Raw genomic sequence first — 22,094 nt, forward strand, 5'->3', positions numbered from 1 at the left:
GTCCCGCGACCCGCTGCCCCGGCCCGCCCGTTTTCCGCTTGACCTTTACGCAACGTCAAGATTTAGCGTTCAGGTCATGGAGTGGTCGATCCAGGAGATTGCCCGGCAGGCCGGGACGACGAGCCGCACCCTGCGGCACTACGGCGAGCTCGGGCTGCTCGAGCCCAGTCGCGTAGGCAGCAACGGCTACCGCTACTACGGCCCTGACCAGCTCGTACGGCTTCAGCGCATTCTGCTGCTGCGCGAGCTCGGCCTCGGTCTGCCGGCGATCGCCGAGGTGCTCGAAGGGCAGCGCGACACGGCTGCCGCGCTGCGCACGCATCTGGCGCTGCTGGAGCAGGAGCGCGAACGCATCGGACGGCAGATCGCCTCCGTGCGGACCACTCTCCACAAGACCGAGACAGGAGAGGAACTCATGGCCGAGGAAGTTTTCGACGGCTTCGACCACACGCAGTACGAGCAGGAGGTGACCGAGCGCTGGGGCCGCGAGGCGTACGAGCAGGGCGACCGCTGGTGGCGCTCGCTCAGCGAGGAGGAGAAGCGCGAGTTCCAGCAGGAGCAGATCTCGATCGCGAAGGCATACGCGCAGGCGCTGAAGGACGGGAAGGCGGCAGACGGCGACGAGGCGCAGACGATCACGCAGCGGCACTACGAGTGGCTGTCGGCGACGGTCACGCCCACGAAGTCGTACTTCGTCGGACTCGGCGAGATGTATGTCGCCGACCCGCGCTTCACCGCTACGTACGACCGGAACGGTGTGGGGACCGCGGTCTTCGTCCGGGACGCGATGAAGGTGTACGCGGAGCGGAACCTCACCGACGGGTGATCCAGAGGGCGATCTTCCTTCCGAAGTCGCCCGTACCGCTCCGCAGCCGCAGCGCTGCGAAGGCACCATGACCGTTCTGCAGAACGCCGAGCACGGTCCTCAGATGTGCCGGCGGGTGGGACTGGGGCTCGGTGAAGTCGGAGACTGTTCGGGACGTGACCTGGGGCTCGTATCTCGTCACCGGGACATGGGACGGCAAACGCTTCACTCTCACCGAGCCCGCGAAGCCCGGGGACGCCAAGGGCAGGACCAGTCCCACCAAGGACGACGTGCTCGACCTCTCGCAGCCGTGCAAGGCTCCCAAGGACGGTTGGCAGGACGCCGATCCGTCGAAGACCCGCAATGAGGACTACACGCGCGCCCTTGAACTGGTGAAGCGTGAGGCCGACTACGCGGGCAGCTGGATCAGCGCGATCGGCACCAAGGACAAGGACCGGGCCCTCGTCAATGCGCGGTTCACCGGGGATCCTGCCCGTCACCAGCGGGAGATCCGCAAGGCGTGGGGCGGTCCGCTGTGTCTGACGACCGCCACGTACGCCAAGGCCCAACTCCGCAAGGTCTCCGAGCAGTTGGGCGGCGATGTGCCGCCGAACCTCCTCAGGGCGGGCATGAGCGACGTACACAACGCGGTGGATGTGCTGCTCCTTGTCGCCACCGACGAGATCCGGAAGGACATGGACCGGCGGTTCGGGGCGGGCGCCGTCCGTCTCACCGGGGCTGCGGGCTTCGACGTCGCTCACGGAGTGCAACACCACGCCGTTCCTCGCGGCCGCGGGCCGGATCACCGTCGCTCCCGAGCGCGGCACCACCCCGCCGACCGCCACGCCGTCCGCCACTCCGTCGGCCTCGGCCACTGCTGCGACGGGCGGGAGCACGCCGACCACCACGACCGGCGCGCTCGCCAGCACCGGCTCCTCCAGCGCCACCTGGTACGCGGCCGCCGCCCTCGCCCTGATCGCGGCCGGCGGTGTGCTCACCGCGGTGCGTCTGCGCCGCCGCTGAGACACCGGGTCCGGCGGGTCCGACCGGCCCGCCGGACCCGTCGGCGCACCGGCTGCGAGGCACTCCCCGTAAATGTGGAGTGGATCTTGCTCCGGATGGCGTAAGGTTGTGTTCATCGACGCGGGGTGGAGCAGCTCGGTAGCTCGCTGGGCTCATAACCCAGAGGTCGCAGGTTCAAATCCTGTCCCCGCTACTGAAGACAGTGGCCCGGCACTCGCAAGAGTGCCGGGCCACTGTCGTATGCCTTCGTCGGCCGCCGCATCGCCCGGTTGGCCGATGGCGATTCGCCGCCCGGCGCGGTTACGGCCAGCCTGGGAAGGGCGCGGTACCGTCCGCAGCCGTGGGCGGACCGGGCAGGAGAGCACCATTGGCGACCGGAGAGCAGCAGGGCGGCTTCGTGGCCCGCCGAGTCGTCCGTGCGCTGCCCGCGCTGATGATCCTGGGCGGTCTGCTCTTCGATCTCACGACTCCGGACCGGTTCACGGCCGTGCCGATGTTCGCGGCCGCGCCGCTGCTCGCCGCTCCGTTCTTCTCCTGGCTCGCCACTCTGCTGACCGGCATCGCCGCTTCGCTGGGCGTGGTCGGGCTGCACTTCTACAACAGCTCGATCGGCGAGATCACGTCCTACACCGAGACCGCCACCGTGCTGACCGTCGCCGGTCTCGCGCTCTTCATCAACACCGTCATCCGGCGCAGCGGTGAGCGGCTCGCCTCCGCGCGCGTCATCGCGGAGACCGCGCAGCGCGCCGTGCTGCCCACGCCGGCCGAGCGGATCGGCGGACTGCAGGTCGCCGCGCGGTACGAGGCGGCGCTCGCGGACGCGTTCATCGGCGGCGACCTCTTCGCCGTGCAGGACACGCCGCACGGCGTGCGGCTGGTGGTCGGGGACGTGCGGGGCAAGGGGCTCGAGGCCGTCGAGGCGGTGGCCGTGGTCATCGGCGCTTTCCGCGAGGCCGCCGAGCAGGAGAGCTCGCTGGAGGGTGTCGCGGAGCGGTTGGAGCGGGCGCTCGCGCGCGAAGGCACCCGGCGGGACACCCTGGACGCCGTCGAGGGGTTCACCACCGCCGTGCTCGGCGAGATCCCGCGTGGCGGCGGGGTGGTGCGGCTGGTGAACCGCGGCCATCCGGACCCGCTGATGCTGTACGCCGACGGCGACCTGGACTTCCTGGAGCCGGCCGAGGCCTCGCTGCCGCTGGGCATGGGCGATCTGGGCAGCTGGCCGGACCGGGCGCAGGAGCATCCGCTGCCGGACGGGGCGACGCTGCTGCTCTACACGGACGGCCTCTCCGAGGCGCGCAATCCGGCGGGGGTGTTCTACGACCCGGGCGAGCGGCTCGGCGGGCGGTTGTTTCCGGGGCCGGAGGAGCTGCTGGACGCTCTGGTCGACGACGTACGGCGGTATACGGGCGGCGGATCGAGGGACGACATGGCGCTGCTGGCCGTCTGCCGGCCCGCGGAGGGACAGCCGGAGCGGCGCCGGACGGTGCCGGTGGTCAAGGCGGATGCGGAGTAGTTGTGCGAGGACTGGTGGGGTGACCTGCACTGTGTGTAGTCGGAGTGGAGCCCTCCGCATAACATTTGATGCACCGTCAGAAATGTGACCAAGTCTGAGGGCCGATCAAGTCGCCCGATTCCGGCTGCTTGTGTCCTAGTTGGTCCCGGCGGAAGTCGTTAACGATCATCCGGAACAGCTTGGAATCCAGACCCCGTGTCTATTAACGTTCGATAACGCAGCGCGGTCGTCACAACCGTCGCAAGAGACGGCACCGTGCGCACGCGCCGAATCCCGCAAGGGAACCGGGGAACCACCACTTGGGGTGAATCGGGTACCTCCTGTCGCACTGGTCGCGGCAGTAGCGCCCGTAGGAGACCTTCCTGCTCCGAACCCGTCAGCTAACCCGGTAGGCGAGAAGGAAGGAAAGGAGTACGCCTCAGTGGCGTCCAACAGGCCTGCCCCAGAAGCACCCTTCACGTCTGACTTCTTCGGCGAAGAGGGGGCGGAGCGGTCGTACGAGGAGTGGAACCCCACCGAGGACTCCGTCCGTCCGGTGCGCGGCAAGCACCGCGTCATCAAGCAGCGCGGCGGGCTCGCCCGCAGCTCCACGGTGCTCGGCGTCGGCGTGATCGCCGCGGTCGGCGCGGGCGGCATCGCCACCGCGCAGGACAAGCCGCCCGTGTCCATCTCGCTGCCCGACGCCATCTCGGACAAACTGCCCGACGCCCAGTCCCTTCCCGGCGTCGGCTCCTTCATGTCCGACTCCGACGAGTCGGCGCCGACGGACGAGCAGACGGCCTCCTCGCTGTCGGCGATGGGCCTGGCCTCCGAGACCGGCTCCGCCGAGGAAGAGAACGGCGCCGGTGAGGCACTGCGCGCCAGGATCCTCCAGCAGGCCGAGCAGCAGCAGGCCACGGTCGACGCCGAGGCGAAGGCGGCAGCGGAGAAGCTCGCCGCCGAGAAGGCCGCGGCCGAGGCGCTGAAGCAGCAGACGGCTGCCGAGGCGGCGGCCCAGGCCGCGAAGGAGAAGGCCGAGGCTGAGGCCAGGGCCAAGGCCGAGGCGGCGCGCCTCGCCGAGCTGGCGAAGAGCTACGCGCTGCCGACCTCCTCGTACACGATCACCTCCACCTTCGGCGAGGCCGGCTCTCTCTGGTCCTCCGGCTACCACACCGGCCTGGACTTCGCCGCGCCGTCCGGCACCCCGATCAAGGCGGTGCACGGCGGCACCATCAAGTCCGCGGGCTGGTCCGGTTCGTACGGCTACCGCACGGTGCTGGAGCTCGAGGACGGCACGGAGGTCTGGTACGCCCACCAGTCCTCGATCTCGGTCAGCGTCGGGCAGAAGGTGACCACCGGCCAGACCATCGGCCGCGTCGGCGCGACGGGCAATGTGACGGGCGCGCATCTGCACCTCGAGGTCCACACGGCGGGCGGCTCGGACATCGACCCGATGGCCTGGCTGCGGGGCAAGGGCCTGACGGTCTGAGTCAAGTCATGCGCTAGGGCCTGTCGTCTGGATCAGGCCCTGGCCGCGGTACTAGCCGCGGTACGGGTTGTAGCCGCCGTAGTCGCGATGCGGCGGCGGCGTCCACACCCGGCCTGTCGCCCGTGCCGCGTACGTCAGAGCCGGGCCGGCCACCTCCTTGCGCTGCCACATGTGGTGCAGCAGCTCCTGCTCGCGCGCCACGAAGTCCGGGCCTGCCGTGCCGCGGTGGGCCCGGTGGCGCAGAAACGCCAGCGACGTCGCGAACCGCTCGTACTCCGACACGGCGTGCGCGGCGGCCGGTCCGTGCGCACGCAGGGCGACATCGCGGGCCATCGTGCGCGCCCGCATCGAGGAGAGCGCGCACGGCTCCGCGTCCGAGAGCCAGCCGGCCGCTGCGTATGCGGGCAGTTCGGTGGATATCGTGCGCAGTTCGCGCTGCCGGCTCCAGATCGTCAGCCAGGTCAGCAGCCCGAAGACCGGCACCATGAACGCCCCGTACACCGCATAGAAGCCCCACGGGCCGAACAGCGACGTCGAGCCGTTCCACAGCGCGTGCATGCCCATCGCGAGCGCGAGGCCGAGCAGCGGCAGCGCGACCCGGCGTATCTTCTGGTGCCGCGCGGCGAGTGCGGCGGCCCCGAAGCCCAGGCCGGTCAGCACCGTGAAGAGCGGATGCGCGAACGGCGACATGACGATGCGCACGAAGAACGTCGCCGCGGTCACCGAGGCCAGACCGGAGAAGCCCATCTCCTGGTCCTCGCCGAAGGCGTTGCCCAGATACAGGATGTTCTCGGTGAAGGCGAAACCGGTCGCGGTGAAGCCCGCCACCACGACGCCGTCGACGATGCCCGTGAAGTCCCGTCTGCGGAAGACGAAGATCAGCAGGATCGCGGCGGCCTTCGCGCTCTCCTCGACGATCGGCGCTATCACCGTCGCGCCGAGGGTGTCCGCGCTCGCCGGGTCGGCGGTGGCGGTGGCTATCCAGCGGGTCGCGAAGGAGTTCGCGAGGATCGCGACGAGCGCGGCGGCGAACGCGCCCCAGGCGAACGCGAACAGCAGATTCCGCCAGGGGCCCGGCTCGACCCGGTCGAGCCAGCGGAAGGCCGCGGTGAGCAGCGGCACGGGCAGGGTGGCGAGGCCGATACCGACGAGGAAGCCGTGCGTGCCGGTCTGTTCGCGGACGAGAGCGAGGATGACGAGCCCGGAGAGCGCGAGGAGCGTGATCAGCACCCCGGCCCGGAGGACCTTGCTGTGCCAGAGCCGGGATGCGTTGCGAGGCTTGTACCGCCAGCGGGCACGCTCCGGCACGGCGGCGAGCAGCTCGTCAAGGCGATGCTGCTCGAACGCCGGGACCGCCGGATGCGGTGCGGGGTGCTGCGACGACTCGGACACCCGACGACCCTAACGAGGACCACTGACACCTGGCGACGGTGTCCACAGACCGGCGACGGTTACGAGCCGCCGTGCACGTTCTGACCGGACTCGGAGGCGCGGCGGAACAGCAGGTCGTGCACCTTGTGGCCCTTGACCAGGCCCTGGCCCTCGAACCTGGTCAGCGGACGGAAGGCGGGACGGGGTGCGAAACCGCCGTCCTGCTGGGTGTTCTCGAAGTCCGGATGTGCGGAGAGCACCTCGAGCATCTGCTCGGCGTACGGCTCCCAGTCGGTCGCGCAGTGCAGCAGCGCGCCCGGCTTCAAGCACCGGGCGGCGAGCGTCAGGAACTCGGGCTGGATCAGCCGCCGCTTGTGGTGCCGCTTCTTGGGCCAGGGGTCGGGAAAGTACACGCGCAGGCCGTCGAGCGAGTCCGGGGCGAGCATCTCGCGGAGAAGGATGATCGCGTCGCCGTTGGCGACCCGGACGTTGGACAGTCCGTTGCGCTCCGCGAGACCGAGCAGATTGCCCTGGCCGGGAGTGTGGACGTCGACGGCGAGTATGCCGGTGTCCGGGTCGGCGGCGGCCATCTGCGCGGTGGCCTCGCCCATCCCGAACCCGATCTCGAGGACGACGGGCAGCCCGCCGAACATCTCCTCCAGATCGAGGACGCCGCGTCCGTCGATGTCGAATCCCCAGACGGGCCACAGCCGCTTCAGCGCGTCGCCCTGCCCGGCGGTCACCCGGCTGCGGCGGGGCTGGAAGCTGCGGATGCGTCGCTCATGATGCGACCCGGCGGGGTCGGCGACGGGGCCACCGGGGAAGCGGGGCTCGCTCTTGGCGCGGATGGGATGCGAAAACTCAGACACAGTGCGTCCGATTCTACGGGGACCGGAGGCGCGGGCGGTCCGGTCGGCGCCTGCGGGGGCAGCGGCCTGCGGAGCCAGCGGGCCCGCGCTCGGGCCGCTCCGGTCAGCGAACCGGCGACCTCCGGATACGCGTCGTGGGCGACCCTCCGGTCAGCGGACCGGCGACTCGTTCGGCAGCGACGCCAGGACCCGGCGGGCCACCTCGCGGCCGATCGGGAGCGAGGCCGTCGCGGCCGGCGACGGCGCGTTCAGCACATGGACCGTCCTGGGCGCCTCGCGGATCAGGAAGTCGTCCGCCAGTGTCCCGTCCCGCAGCACCGCCTGCGCCCGTACGCCCGACGCGGCCCGCCGCAGGCCGGACTCGGTCACCGCCGGCAGCAGCCGCTGTACCGCCGTCGCGAACGCGCGCTTCGACAGTGAGCGGTGCAGTTCGCCCGCTCCGTACCGCCAGTGGCTGCGCGCCATGTGCCAGGTGCCGGGCCAGGTCAGCGTCTGCGCCAGCTCCCTGGGCCGGATCGCCGACCAGCCGTAGCCCTCGCGGGCGAGTGCCGGGACCGCGTTCGGACCGACGTGGACGCCGCCGTCGATGCCGCGCGTCAGATGGACGCCGAGGAACGGGAAGGCCGGGTCGGGCACCGGATAGACCAGGCCGCGCACCAGCGAGGGGTCGGTCAGCTCGTAGTACTCACCGCGGAACGGCACGATCCGCATGCCCGGGTCGTCGCCCGCGAGCCGCGCGATCCGGTCGCAGTGCAGCCCCGCGCAGTTCACCAGCGCCCGCGCCCGCAGCACCGTCCCCGCGGCCGTACGCACCGCCACGCCCCAGGGCCGGCGGTCGATGACCGTGACCTCCTCGCCGCACCGGATGTCCGCCCCGGACGCGGCAGCCAGCTGCGCCGCCACCGCCCCGAAGTCGCACACGCCGGTCGTGCCGACCCGGATCGCCGCGAGGCCGCGCACCTCCGGCTCGTACTCCATGATCTGCGCCGGGCCCAGCTCCCGCACCGGAATCCCGTTCTCCCGGCCGCGCTGGACCAGGGTGTGCAGCCGCTGCAGCTCGCCCCGCCCGGTGGCGACGATCAGCTTTCCGGTGACCTGGTGCGCGATGCCGTACTCCGCGCAGAACTTGACCATCTCGGCGGCGCCGCGCACCGCGAACCGGGCCTTGAGCGAGCCGGGCCGGTAGTAGATCCCGCTGTGGATCACTCCGCTGTTCCGCCCGGTCTGGTGGCGCGCGGTGTGCCGCTCCTTCTCCAGGACCGTGACATGTGTGCCGGGAGCCGCGCGCGTGAGGGCATAGGCCGTAGACAGCCCGATGATCCCGCCGCCGATCACGAGCACGTCGCAGTCGAAGCCCGCGCCGCCGTGGCCCTGCCCGAATGCCGTCACCGCGTCACCTCCCACCCCGATAGTGCAGTGGCCCACTGACAATGCAGTTAAACCAGCTGAAACAGGGGTGTGCACTCCGAGACATGCCCGCCGACCCGACTACGCCGGTGCCACCAGCAGCGGACGGGCCCGCTCACGCAGCTCAACGACCCGCGGTTCGTCGCCGTACGGCTCGAGCCGGTGCAGCAGATCCCGCACGTACTCCGTGGTCCGCGCCGAGGAGATACGGCCCGCGACCTCGACCGCGCGGGTGCCCGCCGCGCATGCCGCGTCCAGATTCCCCGACTCCAGTTCGGCGACCGCGCTCACGACAAGCCGCAGTCCGTGCGAGCGCACGAACTCCTCCGTCGGCCGCGACAGCGCCTGCTCGGTGAAGCGGCGTACCTGGCGCGGCGCCTTCAGGTCGCGGTAGCACTCGGCGGCGTCCGCGGCGAAGCGGTCGTAGGAGTAGAAGCCGAGCCAGGTCGGGTCCGGGTCGCCGTCCCGGGAGCGCTCCAGCCAGCCTTCCGCCGCCTTGAGCGCGCCGCCGGCCGCGGCCGCGTCGTTCGCCTTCGCATGCGCCCGCGCCTCCACCAGCCGGAAGAAGCTCATGGTGCGGGCGGTGGCGAGGCCGCGGTTGCGCTCCAGCGCCGCCTGCGCCAGGTCGACGCCTTCGTCGGCGAAGCCGCGGTAGGTCGCTTGGAGTGACATCGAGGCCAGTACATATCCCCCTAATGGGACATCGGCCGCGGCACGTGCCAGACGCAGCGCCTGGATGTAGTACCGCTGCGCCGCCTCCTGCTGGCCGGTGTCGAAGGCCATCCACCCGGCCAGCCTGGTCAGCTCCGAGGTCGCGCCGAACAGCGCCCGGCCCACCTCGTCGGAGTACGCCCCGAGCAGCAGCGGGGCCGCGTCCACCCGAAGGCACTCCGGCACCATCGACGAACGCCAGTCCCCACCGCCGTACTTGGAGTCCCAGCGGCGCGCGTCCTCCGCCGCCTCCCGCAGCTTGGCCACATCGCTGTGGCCGACCCGCGCGGGCGTCTCGTCGGAGGCGTCCGCGGCGTCCGGCGACGGAGCCCGCTCGACCGAGGAGTCGGCGGGCGTTATCAGCCAGCGGGACGCGGGAGTCGCGTAAGCGCTCACTGCGAAGGAACCGGCCAGCGACTGCCAGATGCCACCGCCGCCGGCCCGCCGCCCCGCAAGATCCAGGCGGTACAGATCGGTGGCCGATTTCACCGCCTCGCCCACATCGCGCGGGAAGGCGAGCCCGACCTCGGGGGCCGGATCCGCGTCCGCCAGGCCGATCTCGTGCAGCGGCACGGGCCGGCCGAGCTTGGCGCCGATCGCCGCGGCGATGAGATGGGGCGCGGCGCCCTGCGGCACCATGCCCTTCGACACCCACCGCGCGACGGACGTCTTGTCGTAGCGAAGGGTCAGACCGCGCTGAGCTCCGAGGTCGTTGACCCGCCGGGCGAGACCGGCGTTGCTGATTCCCGCGAGGGCGAGAACGGTGCCGAGCTTTTCGTTCGGCCCGCGTTGCTCCCTGGACATGCGCCACCCCTCGACACACAGACGGCCGCCGCGTCGCTGCCCGGCGCACGGCATTCGTGCTGTGTCCTCCCAGGTGAACAGCTTCCGGATCCCGGCTGCAAAAGCTCCTGGCCGTGCCCTGCGGAATATGCGCGCCCGTGGAGAACATCAGTAAACACAGCGTAGTTCGCCGCATCCCGACCGTTAAGAGGCGGTGTTCCGTATGGCGAGATTGTTGTGTGTCTAACCAGACGGACTGCGGATGGCACCTCGTCATTGTGCTCCCGCTGTGTGGCTGTGCGCCCGTCCGTGCGCTCTGGCAGGCCACTTGGGGGAGCGCTTCCATGAGTGCTGCGTGGGTCGGCCCACTGCGTACTGGAACCAGTGGGCTGGGGGACACCGCCGCCTTCAATCCCCGCGGGTGGCGGACCGGTCCGGGAGGCGAACAGCGCCTCCCGGGCCGTCGTTTGACTGCTCCGGGCCCCTCCGCGAGGCCCTTTTGCCCCTTCCGTCGCCCCTTCGCATGCTCTTCGCGAGCCTCCCCGGCGCCGGAGATTGGCTGAATGACGCCTGTCTGTTGAGTTCCGTTTGTTGGTGTTTGGGTAGGGGCGGCTCATCCGGCCACACGTTGATCTGTCGCCAAATCGCCAATGCCAGGGGCGCGTTCACATTTTTGCGCGCGCTACCCGGAGCCCCTCCTGTGCGCCGCCTTCGTGGCAGCATGTAGCCGAACGGCCGGGGACCTTGGGTGGTCCTGGTTTGTCCACAGCCTGTGGAGGCGGCGATGCGCTGGTTGGTGGGATGGAGCAGTGTCGCCGCGAATTTCGGTACGGCCGGAGCCGTCGGCGCCTCCGAAGAGGGCCGCACCGTGCACCCCGTCGGATCCCAACTCCTGTGGGGCGACCCCGATCCGCTCTGGGCGGTCGGCGACTGGCGGCCCGACGAAGTGCGCGTCGTCACCGTCGACCCCTTCACCAAGCTCGCCGTACTCGGCTGCTGCGCCGCCAGCGACGAGGAACTGCGGGTGGGCCTGTTCGCGGCCCGCGGCGGCGCGTTGCGGCATCTGACGGCCTGGGCCGGCAGCTATACCGCGGTCGCGCAGATCGGCCGGCGCGTCACGATCGTCGGCGATCTCGCCGGAGCGAGACCCGTCTTCTACACCCCGTGGGCGAACGGCACCGCGTACGCCACCGCCGCACTGCCGCTCGCCGACCTGATCGAAGCGCAGCTGGACATCGGGCACTTGGCGGCCCTGCTCGCCTGCCCGGAGACGCCGGAGGCGCTCGCCAACTCGACCCCGTACGAAGGCGTGAAGCGCATCCCGCCCGGTCACGCGCTGATCCTGCGCGAAGGCTCGCGGGAGATCACCGGGTACGAGCCGGTGGCCTCGCTCGCCGTCGCCGCGCCGCAGATCGAGGCGGAGCGTGCGATGGACGGCGTACGGGACGCGCTGATCGACGCGGTACGGGCCAGGCTCACCGCGCCGCGGCACGCACCGGAGATGCCACCGACGGATCCGGGGCCGGTGCCGGGGATGGGGCCCGCGGAGCGCCGTGCGGCCCGCGGCGGCGGCCGGGCCGGGCCCGCGCCGGGCATCGGCGCGGACCTCTCCGGCGGCAGCGCGTCCGGCACGATCGCGCTGCTGGCCGCCGGGCTGCCGGGAGCGCCCGGCACGGTGCTCGGCCATGGCACGGGCGCGGGCGAGCGGCTGCTCGCCGTCACCTTCAACGACCTGACCGAGGACGGCCGGGAGGCCGAACTGGAGCGGGCGCGAGCCATCGCCGAGAACCCGCGGTTGCACCATGTGGTGGTCGCGGCCGGTGAGGAAGGGCTGCCGTACGCGAGCCTGGACGCCGGGCCCCTGACCGACGAACCGGCGCCCTCGCTGGTCACGTCGGAACGCCACCGCGGGCGACTGTCAGCCGGAAGCGCGGACCACTTCACGGGCGCGGGCGCGCGGGAAGTGCTCGACGCGCATCCGGCACGGCTCGCGGATCTGCTGCTGGACCGGCGCAGACGGCATCTGCTGCGTCCGGTCACGGCGCTGGCGAGGGCGGAAGGGCCGTCGCCGCAGTCGCTGTTCATTCCGCTGACGGTGTACCGGGCGGCGCGCCGACTGGCCCGTACGCCGTACCGCACAGGTCTCGAGACCGCGGCCGACCGGTTGCTGGAGGCGAACCGGCTGGGTGCGCCCCGGAACGGCGAAGGGCCCGTGCGGGCGTCCCTGGCCGCCCTCACCTGGTCGCGGCCGGGCCCGGCGGCACGCTGGCTCACGGGCGAGGCGCTTGCTGAAGTATCGGTTCGCCTGGCGGAGGCGGCGACGCGGCCCACGTCCGTGCTGCGGCCGGGCGAGGCCCGGGCCCGGGCGGCGCTGGGCCGGCGGGCGGCGGACCAGCGGATTCTGGAACAGGCAGCGGAGATCCGAAGCCAGCGCCTGCACGCTCCCTTTCTCGACAACCAGGTCGTACGGGCCTGCCGCGACCTGCCCGAATCGCTGCGGGTGCGGCCGGGCGCCCGCGCGGAGATCCTTCGTACCGTGCTCGCGGGCGCGGGCATCCATGACCTGCCGCCGGGCTGGGGCGCGACGACCCACGCGTCCACGACGGCGACGACACGCAAGGGCCTGCGGGCCGCGCTCCCGCATCTGATGGCCCTCTTCGACGCGCCACTGCTGGCGGACGCGGGCCTGGTGGAGGCACGGGTGGTGCGCAAGGCGCTCAGGGCGGCGTCGGAGGGCGAACCGGTCCCGCTGGACGGCCTCGCGGACCTGATCTCGACGGAACTGTGGCTACGGCGGCTGCTGTCCCGCCGCGGCACCTGCTGGACGGGCTCGGCGGCCCCTCGGCAGCGGGCGGTCGCGGGCGGGGTGCCGCCGCGGCCGACGTTGCAGCCGTAGGAGCCGAGGTGCGTTGCAACTGTAGGAGCCGAGGCCGCCGTTGCAGCAGCAGAAGGCCGGCCCCCGGGTCTGTCCTTTCGAACCGGCCGCCGTCATCCGCAGCTGATCTGCGACTGCGCCCAGTCGCCGAGCGCCACCGAGTCGGACGGCGTATACGGCTCCACCACCAGCCGGATCGTCTCCCGGCCCGCGATCGGGACATGCACCGGCACCGCCGCGTCGCCTCCGCGCAGCACCGGTGAACGCCACAGCCGCGTCCCGTCCCCGTACACGGAGAACCGCGCCGCGCCCCGGCCCAGTGTCAGGTCGTCGATCCCGGCCATCGCGTCATACGAGGAGCACCGGCGATTGAGGTCGATGGTGACCGACGACCTGGCGCGCACGGTCACCCCGTGCCCGTACCGCGTGCCGTCGATCGACATGCCCCATCGCTGCCAGAGCCAACTGCTCTCGCCGAGGCGCATCTCGGGCCCGGTGTGGTCGCCGAACACGCTGTATTCCAGCCGGTTGATCTGGTAGATCCGCGGCTCAGGCGCACGCGTCGGCGTCGTGCTGGGCGCGGGCGGCGTCGGCTTCGGCGTGGGGACGGGCGGGGCCGGAGGCTGGGGCTCGGCGGGCGTCTGAGACGGCGGCGGCGTGGGAGTGGCCTCCGGTGTCGTCGGCGTCGGCGTCGGCGTCGGCTGCGGCGAGGGCGAGTTCGCCGGCGCAGGCGGCTGGGCCGCGGGCGGGGCCGGCGGCTCCGGCTCCTGCGACGGCGCGGGCTGCTGCGGCACGACGGGCTGTGCGGCCGGCGGCTTGGCCTGTGGTTTCGGCGCGTCCTTGGGGTCGCCGGAGAGTGCCCACACCAGCCCGGCGGCCGCGGCGGCGGCAAATGCCGCCGCGATGGCGGCCTTCGCGGGCGCGCCGAGTCCCTCCGACGCCGCGGCCCCACCGGCCGTACTTCCGGAGGCACCCGACGAACTGCCCGTGGCAGCGGCGGCCGCACCGGCTCCGGCCGCTCCCGCGGCGCCGCCCGCGACGATCCCGGCGGCTTTGAGCGAGTAACCGGCGGCGAACCAGCCGATGACGGCGACCGGCAGCAGGGCCGGAATCCCGGCGTTGACATGGGCCAGCTCGCCCGCGGCCAGCCGGCACTTGGCGCACTCCTCCAGGTGGGCGCGAAGTCCCCGCTCGGCGCGCATCCGCAGGCCGCCGCGGGCATACGCGCCCAGCCGGTCGGCGTACCGCGCGCAGTCGCCTCCCGAGGTGAGCGAGGTGCTCACATGGGCCTGCAAATAGGCCTGCTTGAGGCCCTCACGGGCCCGACTGGCCAGCACCGCCGTCGCGTTGGCGGTCAGCCCGAACAGCGGCGCGACCTCGCTCGGCGACTCCTCCTCCACGGTGGTGTGCCACAGCACGGCCTGCCAGCGCGCGGGCAGCGAACGGAAGGCCTGCATGGCGAGCGACTGCTCCGCCTCGTGCATCGCGCGGACATCGGCGCCCAGATCGAGGGTGTCGTCGGTCGCGGTGTCGGTGCTGCGGGCGGACTGCGCGGCGAACACCGCGAAGTCATCGACCAGTTGCTCCCGCTTTGCCGTTTTCGTCCAGGCTGCGGCGACCCGCCGTACTGTCGTGAGCAGATACGCCCGCACCGCCTGCTCGGGCCCGGAACCGCCGCGCACGGCCTGCAGCGTCCTCGTGAACACCTCGGCCGTCAGGTCGTCGGCGGTGTGCGCATCCCGGCAGCAGGTGCGCGCATACCGGCGGACGGCGTCCGAGTGGCGGCGGAACAACTCCTCGTAGGCGCTGTCCTCGCCGTCCCGCATCCGCTGGATCAACTGGGCGTCCGACTGCGGCAGTTCGCGGGCCGGCGGAAGTGCGGATGAGCCTGAGCCGCCCTCGCGCTGCGGCGGCACCGCAGGGACGCCCGCACCACCCGCGCCCGCAGCGGCGCCACGCGATCCCGGAACGCCTCTCCCGCTCGACGAACCGCTCGGTCCGCCCTGGCTCGGCACCTGCCGAGAGGGCAGCCCGGCAGCCTCCGCACCGCCGAGTGACTCGTCCCGTGCGTCCCGTGCGCCTCGTCCGTCACCGCTCATCGCGGAAGCCCCCGTCAGCACCTTCAGACCCGAACACCGGGCAAGCGTGCCACAGAGCAACTGCACACCAAACCCTCATCTGCCCCAACCACTCATCCGAGGAGACATTCGCGAATCCGACCCGAATCCGAGCGCGATCCATCACTCGATTGGGGAAGATTCAACGAACCTTACGCCGGAGTCAGTTGGCGGTGCAGATGAAGTGGTCACAAAGGCGACGGCCATGGCGAGAGGGTGGCCCTCACGCCGACCGCGGCCGCAGACCCTCCAGCAGGATGTCCAGCAGCCGTGCCGAAGCCGCCGCCTGCTGCGCAGCATCCGGCAGCGAGGGCGCGGCCGTGGCTATCACCAGCAGCACATCCGCCACGGTCACATCCCCGCGCAGCTCACCGGCCGCCCGCGCGCGGTCGACCAGCTGGCCCACGACCTCCAGCAGATCCTCCGCTCCCGTGCCCTCCTGCTCGTCCGCCGGAGCCGGACGCTGGCCGACGACCCGCAGCTCGGGCGGTGCGCCGGTGCGCTGATGCGGCACCCGCGACACGTCGTCCCGTGCCACCACCGTCGACTCGTCGGACTCCACGCCCACCCGCAGCACTTGCGGCGGCAGCAGCCGGCCCGCGCCCGAAGCCACCGACGTACGCAGGAAGCGGGAGAGGGCCGACCACGGCTCCTCCTCCTGCCCCAGCGCAGTACGCGCCTGCTCGGTCAGCCGGGAGGTCTCCTCCTCGGCTATCCGGCGCACCAGCACGTCCTTGCTCGGGAAGCGGCGGTACACCGTCCCGACGCCGACCCTGGCCCGGCGCGCCACGTCCTCCATCGGCGCCCCGTAACCCAGCTCGCCGAACACCTCGCGAGCGGCCCTGAGCACATGCTCGAGATTGCGCTGCGCGTCCACCCGCAGCGGCGCCGAGCGGCTGACCGTGCCCGATCCCGCCCGCCCGTTACCACCGCTGCCCACGTGCCCGCCGTGCCCGTCCGTAGCCGAAGCCGAAGAGACGGCGGCCTGCCAATGCGAATCCTGAATGGTCATACGCGTTCCCCCGGTCACTGTGTCTCCCCCCGGAGACCTCCCCACATGGTCCGCCGGGCGTGCCTTGACCGGGCACCCCGACGAGGTACGAACATAGTTGAGCCAGGGTCAATTCAGAAGGGGGTAGTTCCGCACGGTGAGTCCTCCGATCGGAGCAAGGACCGGAAGGTTCCCGATTACGCCCCCTCGTACCACCCCCCTCGCCTGCCCTGACCTGCAAACCTTCCGCCTCGCTCGTGAGCCGGTCGACACCGGGCACGGCAAAGCCTCCGGTCACACAATTTGCCGGGGCTGTGGACAAACGCCTGAGGGCGTTGCGTCATGGGATGGTGAAGGCTGCTAACTCCCGGGGGACGACCCCCGGCACCCCGCCGAGCACGCGCATTCTCGTCGTCGGCGGCGGCTACGTCGGGATGTACACGGCACTGCGTCTCCAGCGAAAACTGAAACAGGAGCTGGCACGCGGCCAGGTGGAGATCCAGGTGATCACCCCTGACCCGTACATGACCTATCAGCCCTTCCTCCCGGAAGCGGCCGCCGGATCCATCTCACCGCGCCATGTCGTGGTTCCGCTGCGGCGGGTACTCGACAAGTGCAAGATCCTCATCGGCGAGGCGAGGTCCGTCGACCACGCCAAGCGCACCGCGACGGTCACCACCCTCGCCACCGAGGAAGAGGGCACGGGCCCGGTCGAGATCACCTACGACGAACTGGTCATCGCGCCCGGATCGATCTCCCGCACCCTCCCGGTCCCGGGCCTCGCGGAGTACGCCATCGGCTTCAAGACGGTCGAAGAGGCCATCGGCCTGCGCAACCACGTCATCGAGCAGATGGACATCGCCTCCTCCACCCGCGACCCCGCGATCCGCGACGCGGCCCTGACCTTCGTCTTCGTCGGCGGCGGCTACGCGGGCGTCGAGGCACTCGCCGAACTCGAGGACATGGCCCGCTACACGGCGCGCTACTACCACAACATCAAGCCCGCCGACCTGAAGTGGATCCTCGTCGAGGCCAGTAACCGCATCCTCCCCGAGGTCGGCGAGGAGATGGGCAAGTACGCCATCCGCGAACTGCGTTCACGCAACATCGACGTACGCCTCGACACCCGGCTGGACTCCTGCGAGGACCGGGTCGCCGTGCTGAGCGACGGCAGCCGCTTCCCGACCCGGACCGTCGTGTGGACCGCGGGCGTCAAACCCGCTCCCATCCTCGGCGCCACCGACCTGCCGCTCACCGAACGCGGCCGCCTCAAGTGCACCGCGCTGCTCACCGTCGCGGGCGTCGACCACGCCTGGGCGGCCGGTGACGCCGCTGGGGTCCCGGACGTCACGTCCGGCGAGCCGGGCAAGGAGACCGCGCCCAACGCGCAGCACGCGGTGCGCCAGACGAAGGTGCTCGCCGAGAACATCGTGGCCTCGCTGCGCGGCGAACCGCTCAAGGAGTACGCCCACAAGTACGTCGGCTCCGTGGCGTCCCTCGGCCTCCACAAGGGCGTCGCGCATGTCTACGGCCGTAAGCTCAAGGGCTATCCGGCCTGGCTGATGCACCGCACGTACCACCTGAGCCGCGTGCCCACCTTCAACCGCAAGGCCCGGGTGCTCGCCGAGTGGACGCTGGCCGGACTGTTCAAACGCGAGATCGTCTCCCTCGGCTCGCTGGAGCATCCGCGCGCGGAATTCGAACTCGCCGCAGGCGGCAAGCGTCCCGGTCACGGTCCCGACGGCGGACCCAGGCACAGGCCGGTCAGCGGGCCTGACGAGAGCCCCAGAGGGAAGTAGACAACGAGGACTGTCAGTCCGGTCGGTCACACTGGACGTGTGACCATAGGTGGGCTCACACCTGCACAGAGTGACCCTTGGCGACAACCATTGAGGCTAGAAAGTCAGTGAACTTCACGCGTTGGAGCTCAAGGCTCCCCGGTACGCAACGTCGAGCCGCAGCGCGGAGGACCGGCCACGGGATCTCCCCGGCACAGCGGGGTGAAGGCTCGGTGCCCGCGGCGCGCGGTGAGTACGGACAGCAGCCGGAGACCCTGCCCGACGCGCCCGACCTCGAGGACTTCCCGGTCCGCGAGATCCTCGGCCGGCTGCCCGCCCTGGTCGCTCTCGTATACGGCACCGAGCACCGCATCGCGTATGTCAACGACGCGTACGCCGGTGCCTTCGGCCCCCGCCCGGCCGGCGCCCGCGCCGCCGACACGTGCCCCGAGCTCACCGAACTTGGCCTGTTCCCGCTCATGGACCAGGTGCTGCGCAGCGGCAAGCCGCGCACCGTGAAATCCCGCAAGGTCCGTGGCGGCGGCTCGTACACCGTCACCTGCCTGCCCGCGGAGAGCCCCAAGGAAGGCGGCGGAGTCCTCGTCTTCGCCGCCGACGTCACCGATCACGCCGAGGCCGCAGAGCGGCTGCGCGCCAGCGAGCGCCGCCACCGCGAGACCGCCGTGACCCTCCAGCGGTCCCTGCTTCCGCAGGGGTTGGAGCAGCCGGACGATCTGCGCATCGCCGCGACGTACCAACCGGGCGGCACGGACGCCGCGGTCGGCGGCGACTGGTACGACGTCATCACTCTCGGCGCGGGCCGTACCGCGCTCGTCATCGGCGACGTCATGGGCCGTGGCGTGCGCGCCGCCGCCGTCATGGGCCAGCTCCGCACCGCCGTACGGGCCTACGCCAGGCTCGACCTGCCGCCGCACGAAGTGCTCCAGCTGCTCGACGGGCTGGCCGCCGAGATCGACGCCAGCCAGATCGCCACCTGCGTCTACGCCGTCCACGACCCGAACGAGGGCCGGCTCGTCTACGCCTCCGCGGGCCACCTTCCGATCCTCGTGCGCGACGCGGACGGCACGGTCCGCCGCGCCGCGGACCCGACGGGCCCACCGCTCGGCACCGGCGGTTGGCTCCACACCTCCGAGACCATCGCCCTCCCGCCCGGCTCCAGTGCTGTCCTCTACACGGACGGTCTGGTCGAGCGCCGCGGCGAGGACATCGACGAAGGAGTGGCAGCCCTGGAGCGCGCGCTGTCCGGAGCGAGCGGCATGCCCCAGGTCGTCTGCGACCGGCTCATCCGCTCCCTGGGAGTGACCGCGGAGCACGACGACGACGTCGCCGTCCTCGTCGTCCAACACCCCACGCGTACGGGCGGGGCGGCCGAGCTCTTCCACAACGCCGCGCTCGACCTGCTCGGCGGCGTCGAAGCCGCACCCCGCGCCCGCGCGTTCGCCTCCGGAGTCCTCGCCTCCTGGCGCTTCTCGCCCGAGCTGCACGACCTCGGCGTACTGGCCGCCAGCGAACTGGTCGCCAACTCCCTCCAGCACGGCACTCCGCCCATGCGCCTGAGGCTCCGCCGTACCGATCGCCGGCTGATCATCGAGGTCACCGACGGCGACGACCATCTCCCGCGCCGCCGTCGCGCGGAAACAGAGGACGAGGCGGGCCGCGGGATTTCCATCGTCGCGACGATCGCCTCGTCCTGGGGGAGCCGCCGCACTCCGGGCGGCGGCAAAGCTGTCTGGTGCGAGTTCGCCCTGCCGGACCAGCTACCGGCCTAGCCGGCCGCTGCCCGCTTTAGGCAGCGGTCTCCAGCTGTTCCGTCGGCTGGTGCCTGGCCACGACCCGCGACCTCGACACGAGCGACGGCTTGTCCTGTACGGGCGTGAGCCGCTTGCCCAGACGCAGCGCGAGCACGGTGATGCCGAGCGAGAAGAGCACAAACGTCACGATGTACGGACCGTGCAGCGCGGCTCCCATCGGCCCGCCGACGGCCGGACCGACCGCCAGCGCGAGCTGCTTGACCAGAGCGAATGCCGAGTTGTACTGCCCGACCATCGACTCCGGCGCCAGATCGGCGACCAGCGGCGCGACGGTCGGCGACAGCATCGCCTCGCCGAGCCCGAAGAGCGCGTACGTCGAGATGAACGCGGCCGTCGCCATCGCCTGGCTGCCGTGCCCGAGGCCCGCGTAACCCGCGGCGAGCCACGCCACGGTCCAGATCAGCCCGACCGCGGCGATCACCTTGGTCCGGCTGCGCCGCTCCACGAATTTCAGCACCACGAACTGCGCGACCACAATCACCGCGGTGTTGGCGGCCAGCGCCGTACCGAGGGTCGAGGGCTCGATCCCGGCGGCCTCCGTGCCGTACGCGGCAAGCCCGGACTCGAACTGTCCGTAACAGGCGAAGAACAGCACGAACCCCAGCACGCACAGCTGGACCATCGCCCGGTTTCCGAGGATCGCGCGCATCCCGCCCCTGGCCTTGGCCTCGTCGTTCGCGGGCCGTGACTCCTGGAGCGTGAGCGCACGCGGCAGCCGCACAGTCAGCGCGATCCCGGCGAGCACCAGGAACATGGCGGCCTCGATGCCGAACAGCAGCAGGAAGCTGCCGGGCCGGCTCTCGTCGACGATGTGCCCGCCGATCAGACCGCCGATGCCGAGCCCCAGGTTCTGCAGAAAGAACTGGGTGGCGAACGCGCGGGTACGCGTCGAAGCGTCCGAGGACCAGACGATCATCGTGGCGAGCGCCGGCTGCATCACGGCCGTACCGGCCCCGAGCAGCGCCGCGGACATCACGACGGTCGGCACACTGCCCGACAGCCCCATCGACGCGGCGCCCGCGGCGGCCAGCAGCGCGGCCCCGACCAGCACGGGCAGCGGCCCCCGCCGGTCGATGACCCGCCCGGTAAAGGGGAGGGCGACAAGCGCTGCCATTGCGAAGACCGCGAGGACGGCACCTGCCGTCGTCGCGCCCAGATCCCGCACCTGCGCCACGTAGACGTAGAGATACGGAACCGTGAAACCGAGTCCGAACGCGCTCAGCGCGTTTCCTGCCTGGATCCGGCGCATCGCTGCACCCATCACCCTGCTCACCACTCACCTGCCTCGAGATGTCGAAGAACCGAAGGGACCCGAAGGAGTCCTAAGTACTGAAGCCTGAAGACTTCAGACGTAAAGTTAGAACCTCAACAATACACAGTGAAGGACTTAGACGCCAACGCGTACCATGCGATACTTCGACGCATGCCGACCGCGACCCCTGAGGTCCCCGAACCGCCGGGCCCCGCCCTCCAGGAGCCGAGCCTCGACGAGCAGATCGCGGCCTATCAGCGAGAGTTCGGCGACCTGGATCCGCAGGTCGAGGAGGTCGTCTCGGCACTCGGCCGGCTCAACCGCCGCATGAACGTCGCGTACGGCCGCCAGCTCGCCACCCTCGGCATCAGCAACGCCGAGTGGGAGGTCCTGAAGAGCCTGGTCCTCGCCGGCGCCCCGTACCGGATGGGCCCCGGCGAACTCGCCAAGCGCCTCGGCCTCACACCGGCCGCGATGACCCACCGCATCGACCGCATGGCGAGCGAGGGCCTGGTCACCCGCGACCGCGACGAGAACAACCGGGTACGCGTGATCGTGGAGCTGACGGACGAGGGCCGTACGAAGTGGCTCGAGGCGATGCGCATGGCCACGCACTTCGAGGAGGACCTGCTCCAGGACCTCTCGGCAGACGAACGGGGAGTGCTCGGCGAACTCCTGATCCGCGTCCTGCGCCGGGTGGAGCACGCACAGCCGGACGCGGGCGGACGGCTCACGGACCTGGACTAGGGCGGGCCCGAGTGCGGGTGCGGGCGCGCGCGTGAGCCCCCGCGTGGGGTGAAGTTGACACACCCTTCATCCGTCCGTAAGGTTCTTCGAGTTGTCACGGGGCCGGAACGGTTCTGCGACGGCCAACTCCCGCCGCGAAATGCGGCATCCAACTCTGCACGGACTCCCAGCCGGGATGTATTTCGGCATGCCGAAATACATTTCGAAGACTCGATTATGAGTCGCCCGGGAAATCCGCTAGAGTTTGGGCGTCGGAACGGCTCAAGGGCCGGAATGACAACCCGAGTTCGACCGGGAATCAGGCCCGAAAGGTTCTGATAGAGTCGGCACCGCCGGAAAGCCGAAAGGCTGGAAAGCGAAACCCGCCGGCCGGGAATCGGACACGAAAGAGTCTGATAGAGTCGGAAACGCAAGACCGAAGGGAAGCGCCCGGAGGAAAGCCCGTGAGGGTGAGTACGAAGGAAGCGTCCGTTCCTTGAGAACTCAACAGCGTGCCAAAAGTCAACGCCAGATATGTTGATACCCCGTCCATCTTCGGATGGTCGTGGTTCC

The 22,094-nt window shown here is 71.0% G+C and carries 15 protein-coding genes, 1 tRNA gene and 1 riboswitch; of the genes, 9 read left to right on the top strand and 7 right to left on the bottom strand.

What is annotated here, in order from left to right; all coding sequences use genetic code 11:
- Positions 1-76 precede the first annotated feature (76 nt).
- The 5 genes from ACH4YL_RS07120 (at position 77) to ACH4YL_RS07140 (ending at position 4,809) form a co-directional block, all read left to right on the top strand.
- Entirely contained in the window at positions 77-826 is a 750-nt protein-coding gene (locus ACH4YL_RS07120) for a MerR family transcriptional regulator (RefSeq protein ID WP_398505545.1), read from the top strand.
- 633 nt (positions 827-1,459) lie between these two features.
- On the top strand, positions 1,460-1,828 hold the full coding sequence (locus ACH4YL_RS07125; RefSeq protein ID WP_398505547.1) for an LPXTG cell wall anchor domain-containing protein: 369 nt from the start codon (positions 1,460-1,462) through the stop codon (positions 1,826-1,828).
- A 119-nt stretch (positions 1,829-1,947) separates the two neighbouring features.
- Positions 1,948-2,021 (top strand) — tRNA-Met (locus ACH4YL_RS07130).
- 174 nt (positions 2,022-2,195) lie between these two features.
- Positions 2,196-3,341: a PP2C family protein-serine/threonine phosphatase gene (locus ACH4YL_RS07135; RefSeq protein ID WP_398505549.1), complete on the top strand. Its 1,146-nt coding sequence runs from the start codon at positions 2,196-2,198 to the stop codon at positions 3,339-3,341.
- 254 nt (positions 3,342-3,595) lie between these two features.
- Positions 3,596-3,751, top strand: a riboswitch (cyclic di-AMP (ydaO/yuaA leader).
- 11 nt (positions 3,752-3,762) lie between these two features.
- The gene (locus ACH4YL_RS07140) at positions 3,763-4,809 is read left to right on the top strand and encodes a M23 family metallopeptidase (RefSeq protein ID WP_398505551.1); all 1,047 of its coding nucleotides are present in this window, start codon (positions 3,763-3,765) and stop codon (positions 4,807-4,809) included.
- A gap of 51 nt (positions 4,810-4,860) precedes the next feature.
- Here ACH4YL_RS07140 and ACH4YL_RS07145 read toward each other — a convergent pair whose 3' ends face one another.
- The 4 genes from ACH4YL_RS07145 to ACH4YL_RS07160 all read right to left on the bottom strand — a co-directional run bounded on the left by ACH4YL_RS07145 (position 4,861) and on the right by ACH4YL_RS07160 (position 9,971).
- Positions 4,861-6,201 carry a PrsW family intramembrane metalloprotease gene (locus tag ACH4YL_RS07145; RefSeq protein ID WP_398505553.1) on the bottom strand — a complete coding sequence of 447 codons (1,341 nt, stop codon included), beginning with the start codon at positions 6,199-6,201 and terminating at the stop codon, positions 4,861-4,863.
- A gap of 59 nt (positions 6,202-6,260) precedes the next feature.
- Entirely contained in the window at positions 6,261-7,049 is a 789-nt protein-coding gene (gene trmB, locus ACH4YL_RS07150) for a tRNA (guanosine(46)-N7)-methyltransferase TrmB (RefSeq protein WP_398505555.1), read from the bottom strand.
- 150 nt (positions 7,050-7,199) lie between these two features.
- On the bottom strand, positions 7,200-8,438 hold the full coding sequence (gene lhgO / locus ACH4YL_RS07155) for an L-2-hydroxyglutarate oxidase (RefSeq protein WP_398505557.1): 1,239 nt from the start codon (positions 8,436-8,438) through the stop codon (positions 7,200-7,202).
- Between the two features lie 99 nt (positions 8,439-8,537).
- A complete protein-coding gene (locus ACH4YL_RS07160) occupies positions 8,538-9,971 on the bottom strand; it encodes an MFS transporter (protein ID WP_398505558.1) in 1,434 nt (477 codons plus the stop codon).
- A 763-nt stretch (positions 9,972-10,734) separates the two neighbouring features.
- On the opposite strand from ACH4YL_RS07160, the gene ACH4YL_RS07165 reads away from it, so the two are divergent.
- Positions 10,735-12,846 (top strand): asparagine synthase-related protein, encoded by a 2,112-nt coding sequence (locus ACH4YL_RS07165; protein ID WP_398505560.1) that lies wholly within the window; start codon positions 10,735-10,737, stop codon positions 12,844-12,846.
- Positions 12,847-12,938: 92 nt separating this feature from the next.
- Here the strand turns inward: ACH4YL_RS07165 and ACH4YL_RS07170 are convergent, their stop codons facing one another.
- Both ACH4YL_RS07170 and ACH4YL_RS07175 read right to left on the bottom strand, forming a co-directional pair.
- A complete protein-coding gene (locus ACH4YL_RS07170) occupies positions 12,939-14,924 on the bottom strand; it encodes a sigma-70 family RNA polymerase sigma factor (RefSeq protein ID WP_398505562.1) in 1,986 nt (661 codons plus the stop codon).
- Positions 14,925-15,165: 241 nt separating this feature from the next.
- Positions 15,166-15,954, bottom strand: coding sequence for a TetR/AcrR family transcriptional regulator (locus ACH4YL_RS07175; protein WP_398505563.1), 789 nt, complete (start codon positions 15,952-15,954; stop codon positions 15,166-15,168).
- A gap of 326 nt (positions 15,955-16,280) precedes the next feature.
- Here ACH4YL_RS07175 and ACH4YL_RS07180 point away from each other — a divergent pair, with 326 nt between their 5' ends.
- On the top strand, positions 16,281-17,732 hold the full coding sequence (locus ACH4YL_RS07180) for an NAD(P)/FAD-dependent oxidoreductase (RefSeq protein ID WP_398505565.1): 1,452 nt from the start codon (positions 16,281-16,283) through the stop codon (positions 17,730-17,732).
- 107 nt (positions 17,733-17,839) lie between these two features.
- Positions 17,840-19,501: a SpoIIE family protein phosphatase gene (locus ACH4YL_RS07185; protein WP_398505567.1), complete on the top strand. Its 1,662-nt coding sequence runs from the start codon at positions 17,840-17,842 to the stop codon at positions 19,499-19,501.
- 16 nt (positions 19,502-19,517) lie between these two features.
- Here the strand turns inward: ACH4YL_RS07185 and ACH4YL_RS07190 are convergent, their stop codons facing one another.
- Complete coding sequence (locus ACH4YL_RS07190) at positions 19,518-20,804, bottom strand: MFS transporter (protein WP_398505569.1); 1,287 nt, start codon at positions 20,802-20,804, stop codon at positions 19,518-19,520.
- A 162-nt stretch (positions 20,805-20,966) separates the two neighbouring features.
- Between ACH4YL_RS07190 and ACH4YL_RS07195 the strand changes: the two genes are divergently transcribed.
- On the top strand, positions 20,967-21,542 hold the full coding sequence (locus tag ACH4YL_RS07195) for a MarR family winged helix-turn-helix transcriptional regulator (RefSeq protein ID WP_398505571.1): 576 nt from the start codon (positions 20,967-20,969) through the stop codon (positions 21,540-21,542).
- Positions 21,543-22,094: the final 552 nt, after the last annotated feature.

The organism is Streptomyces sp. NPDC020681 (assembly GCF_044334895.1).
Classification (GTDB): Bacteria; Actinomycetota; Actinomycetes; order Streptomycetales; family Streptomycetaceae; genus Streptomyces.

Excerpts from the sequence above, each read along its gene's own strand:
- ACH4YL_RS07120 (WP_398505545.1), top strand. The coding sequence starts at position 77 with ATGGAGTGGTCGATCCAGGAGATTGCCCGGCAGGCCGGGACGACGAGC.
- ACH4YL_RS07125 (WP_398505547.1), top strand. The coding sequence starts at position 1,460 with ATGTGCTGCTCCTTGTCGCCACCGACGAGATCCGGAAGGACATGGACC.
- ACH4YL_RS07160 (WP_398505558.1), bottom strand. The coding sequence starts at position 9,971 with ATGTCCAGGGAGCAACGCGGGCCGAACGAAAAGCTCGGCACCGTTCTC.
- ACH4YL_RS07165 (WP_398505560.1), top strand. The coding sequence starts at position 10,735 with ATGCGCTGGTTGGTGGGATGGAGCAGTGTCGCCGCGAATTTCGGTACG.
- ACH4YL_RS07170 (WP_398505562.1), bottom strand. The coding sequence starts at position 14,924 with ATGAGCGGTGACGGACGAGGCGCACGGGACGCACGGGACGAGTCACTC.
- ACH4YL_RS07175 (WP_398505563.1), bottom strand. The coding sequence starts at position 15,954 with ATGACCATTCAGGATTCGCATTGGCAGGCCGCCGTCTCTTCGGCTTCG.
- ACH4YL_RS07180 (WP_398505565.1), top strand. The coding sequence starts at position 16,281 with ATGGTGAAGGCTGCTAACTCCCGGGGGACGACCCCCGGCACCCCGCCG.
- ACH4YL_RS07190 (WP_398505569.1), bottom strand. The coding sequence starts at position 20,804 with ATGGGTGCAGCGATGCGCCGGATCCAGGCAGGAAACGCGCTGAGCGCG.
- ACH4YL_RS07195 (WP_398505571.1), top strand. The coding sequence starts at position 20,967 with ATGCCGACCGCGACCCCTGAGGTCCCCGAACCGCCGGGCCCCGCCCTC.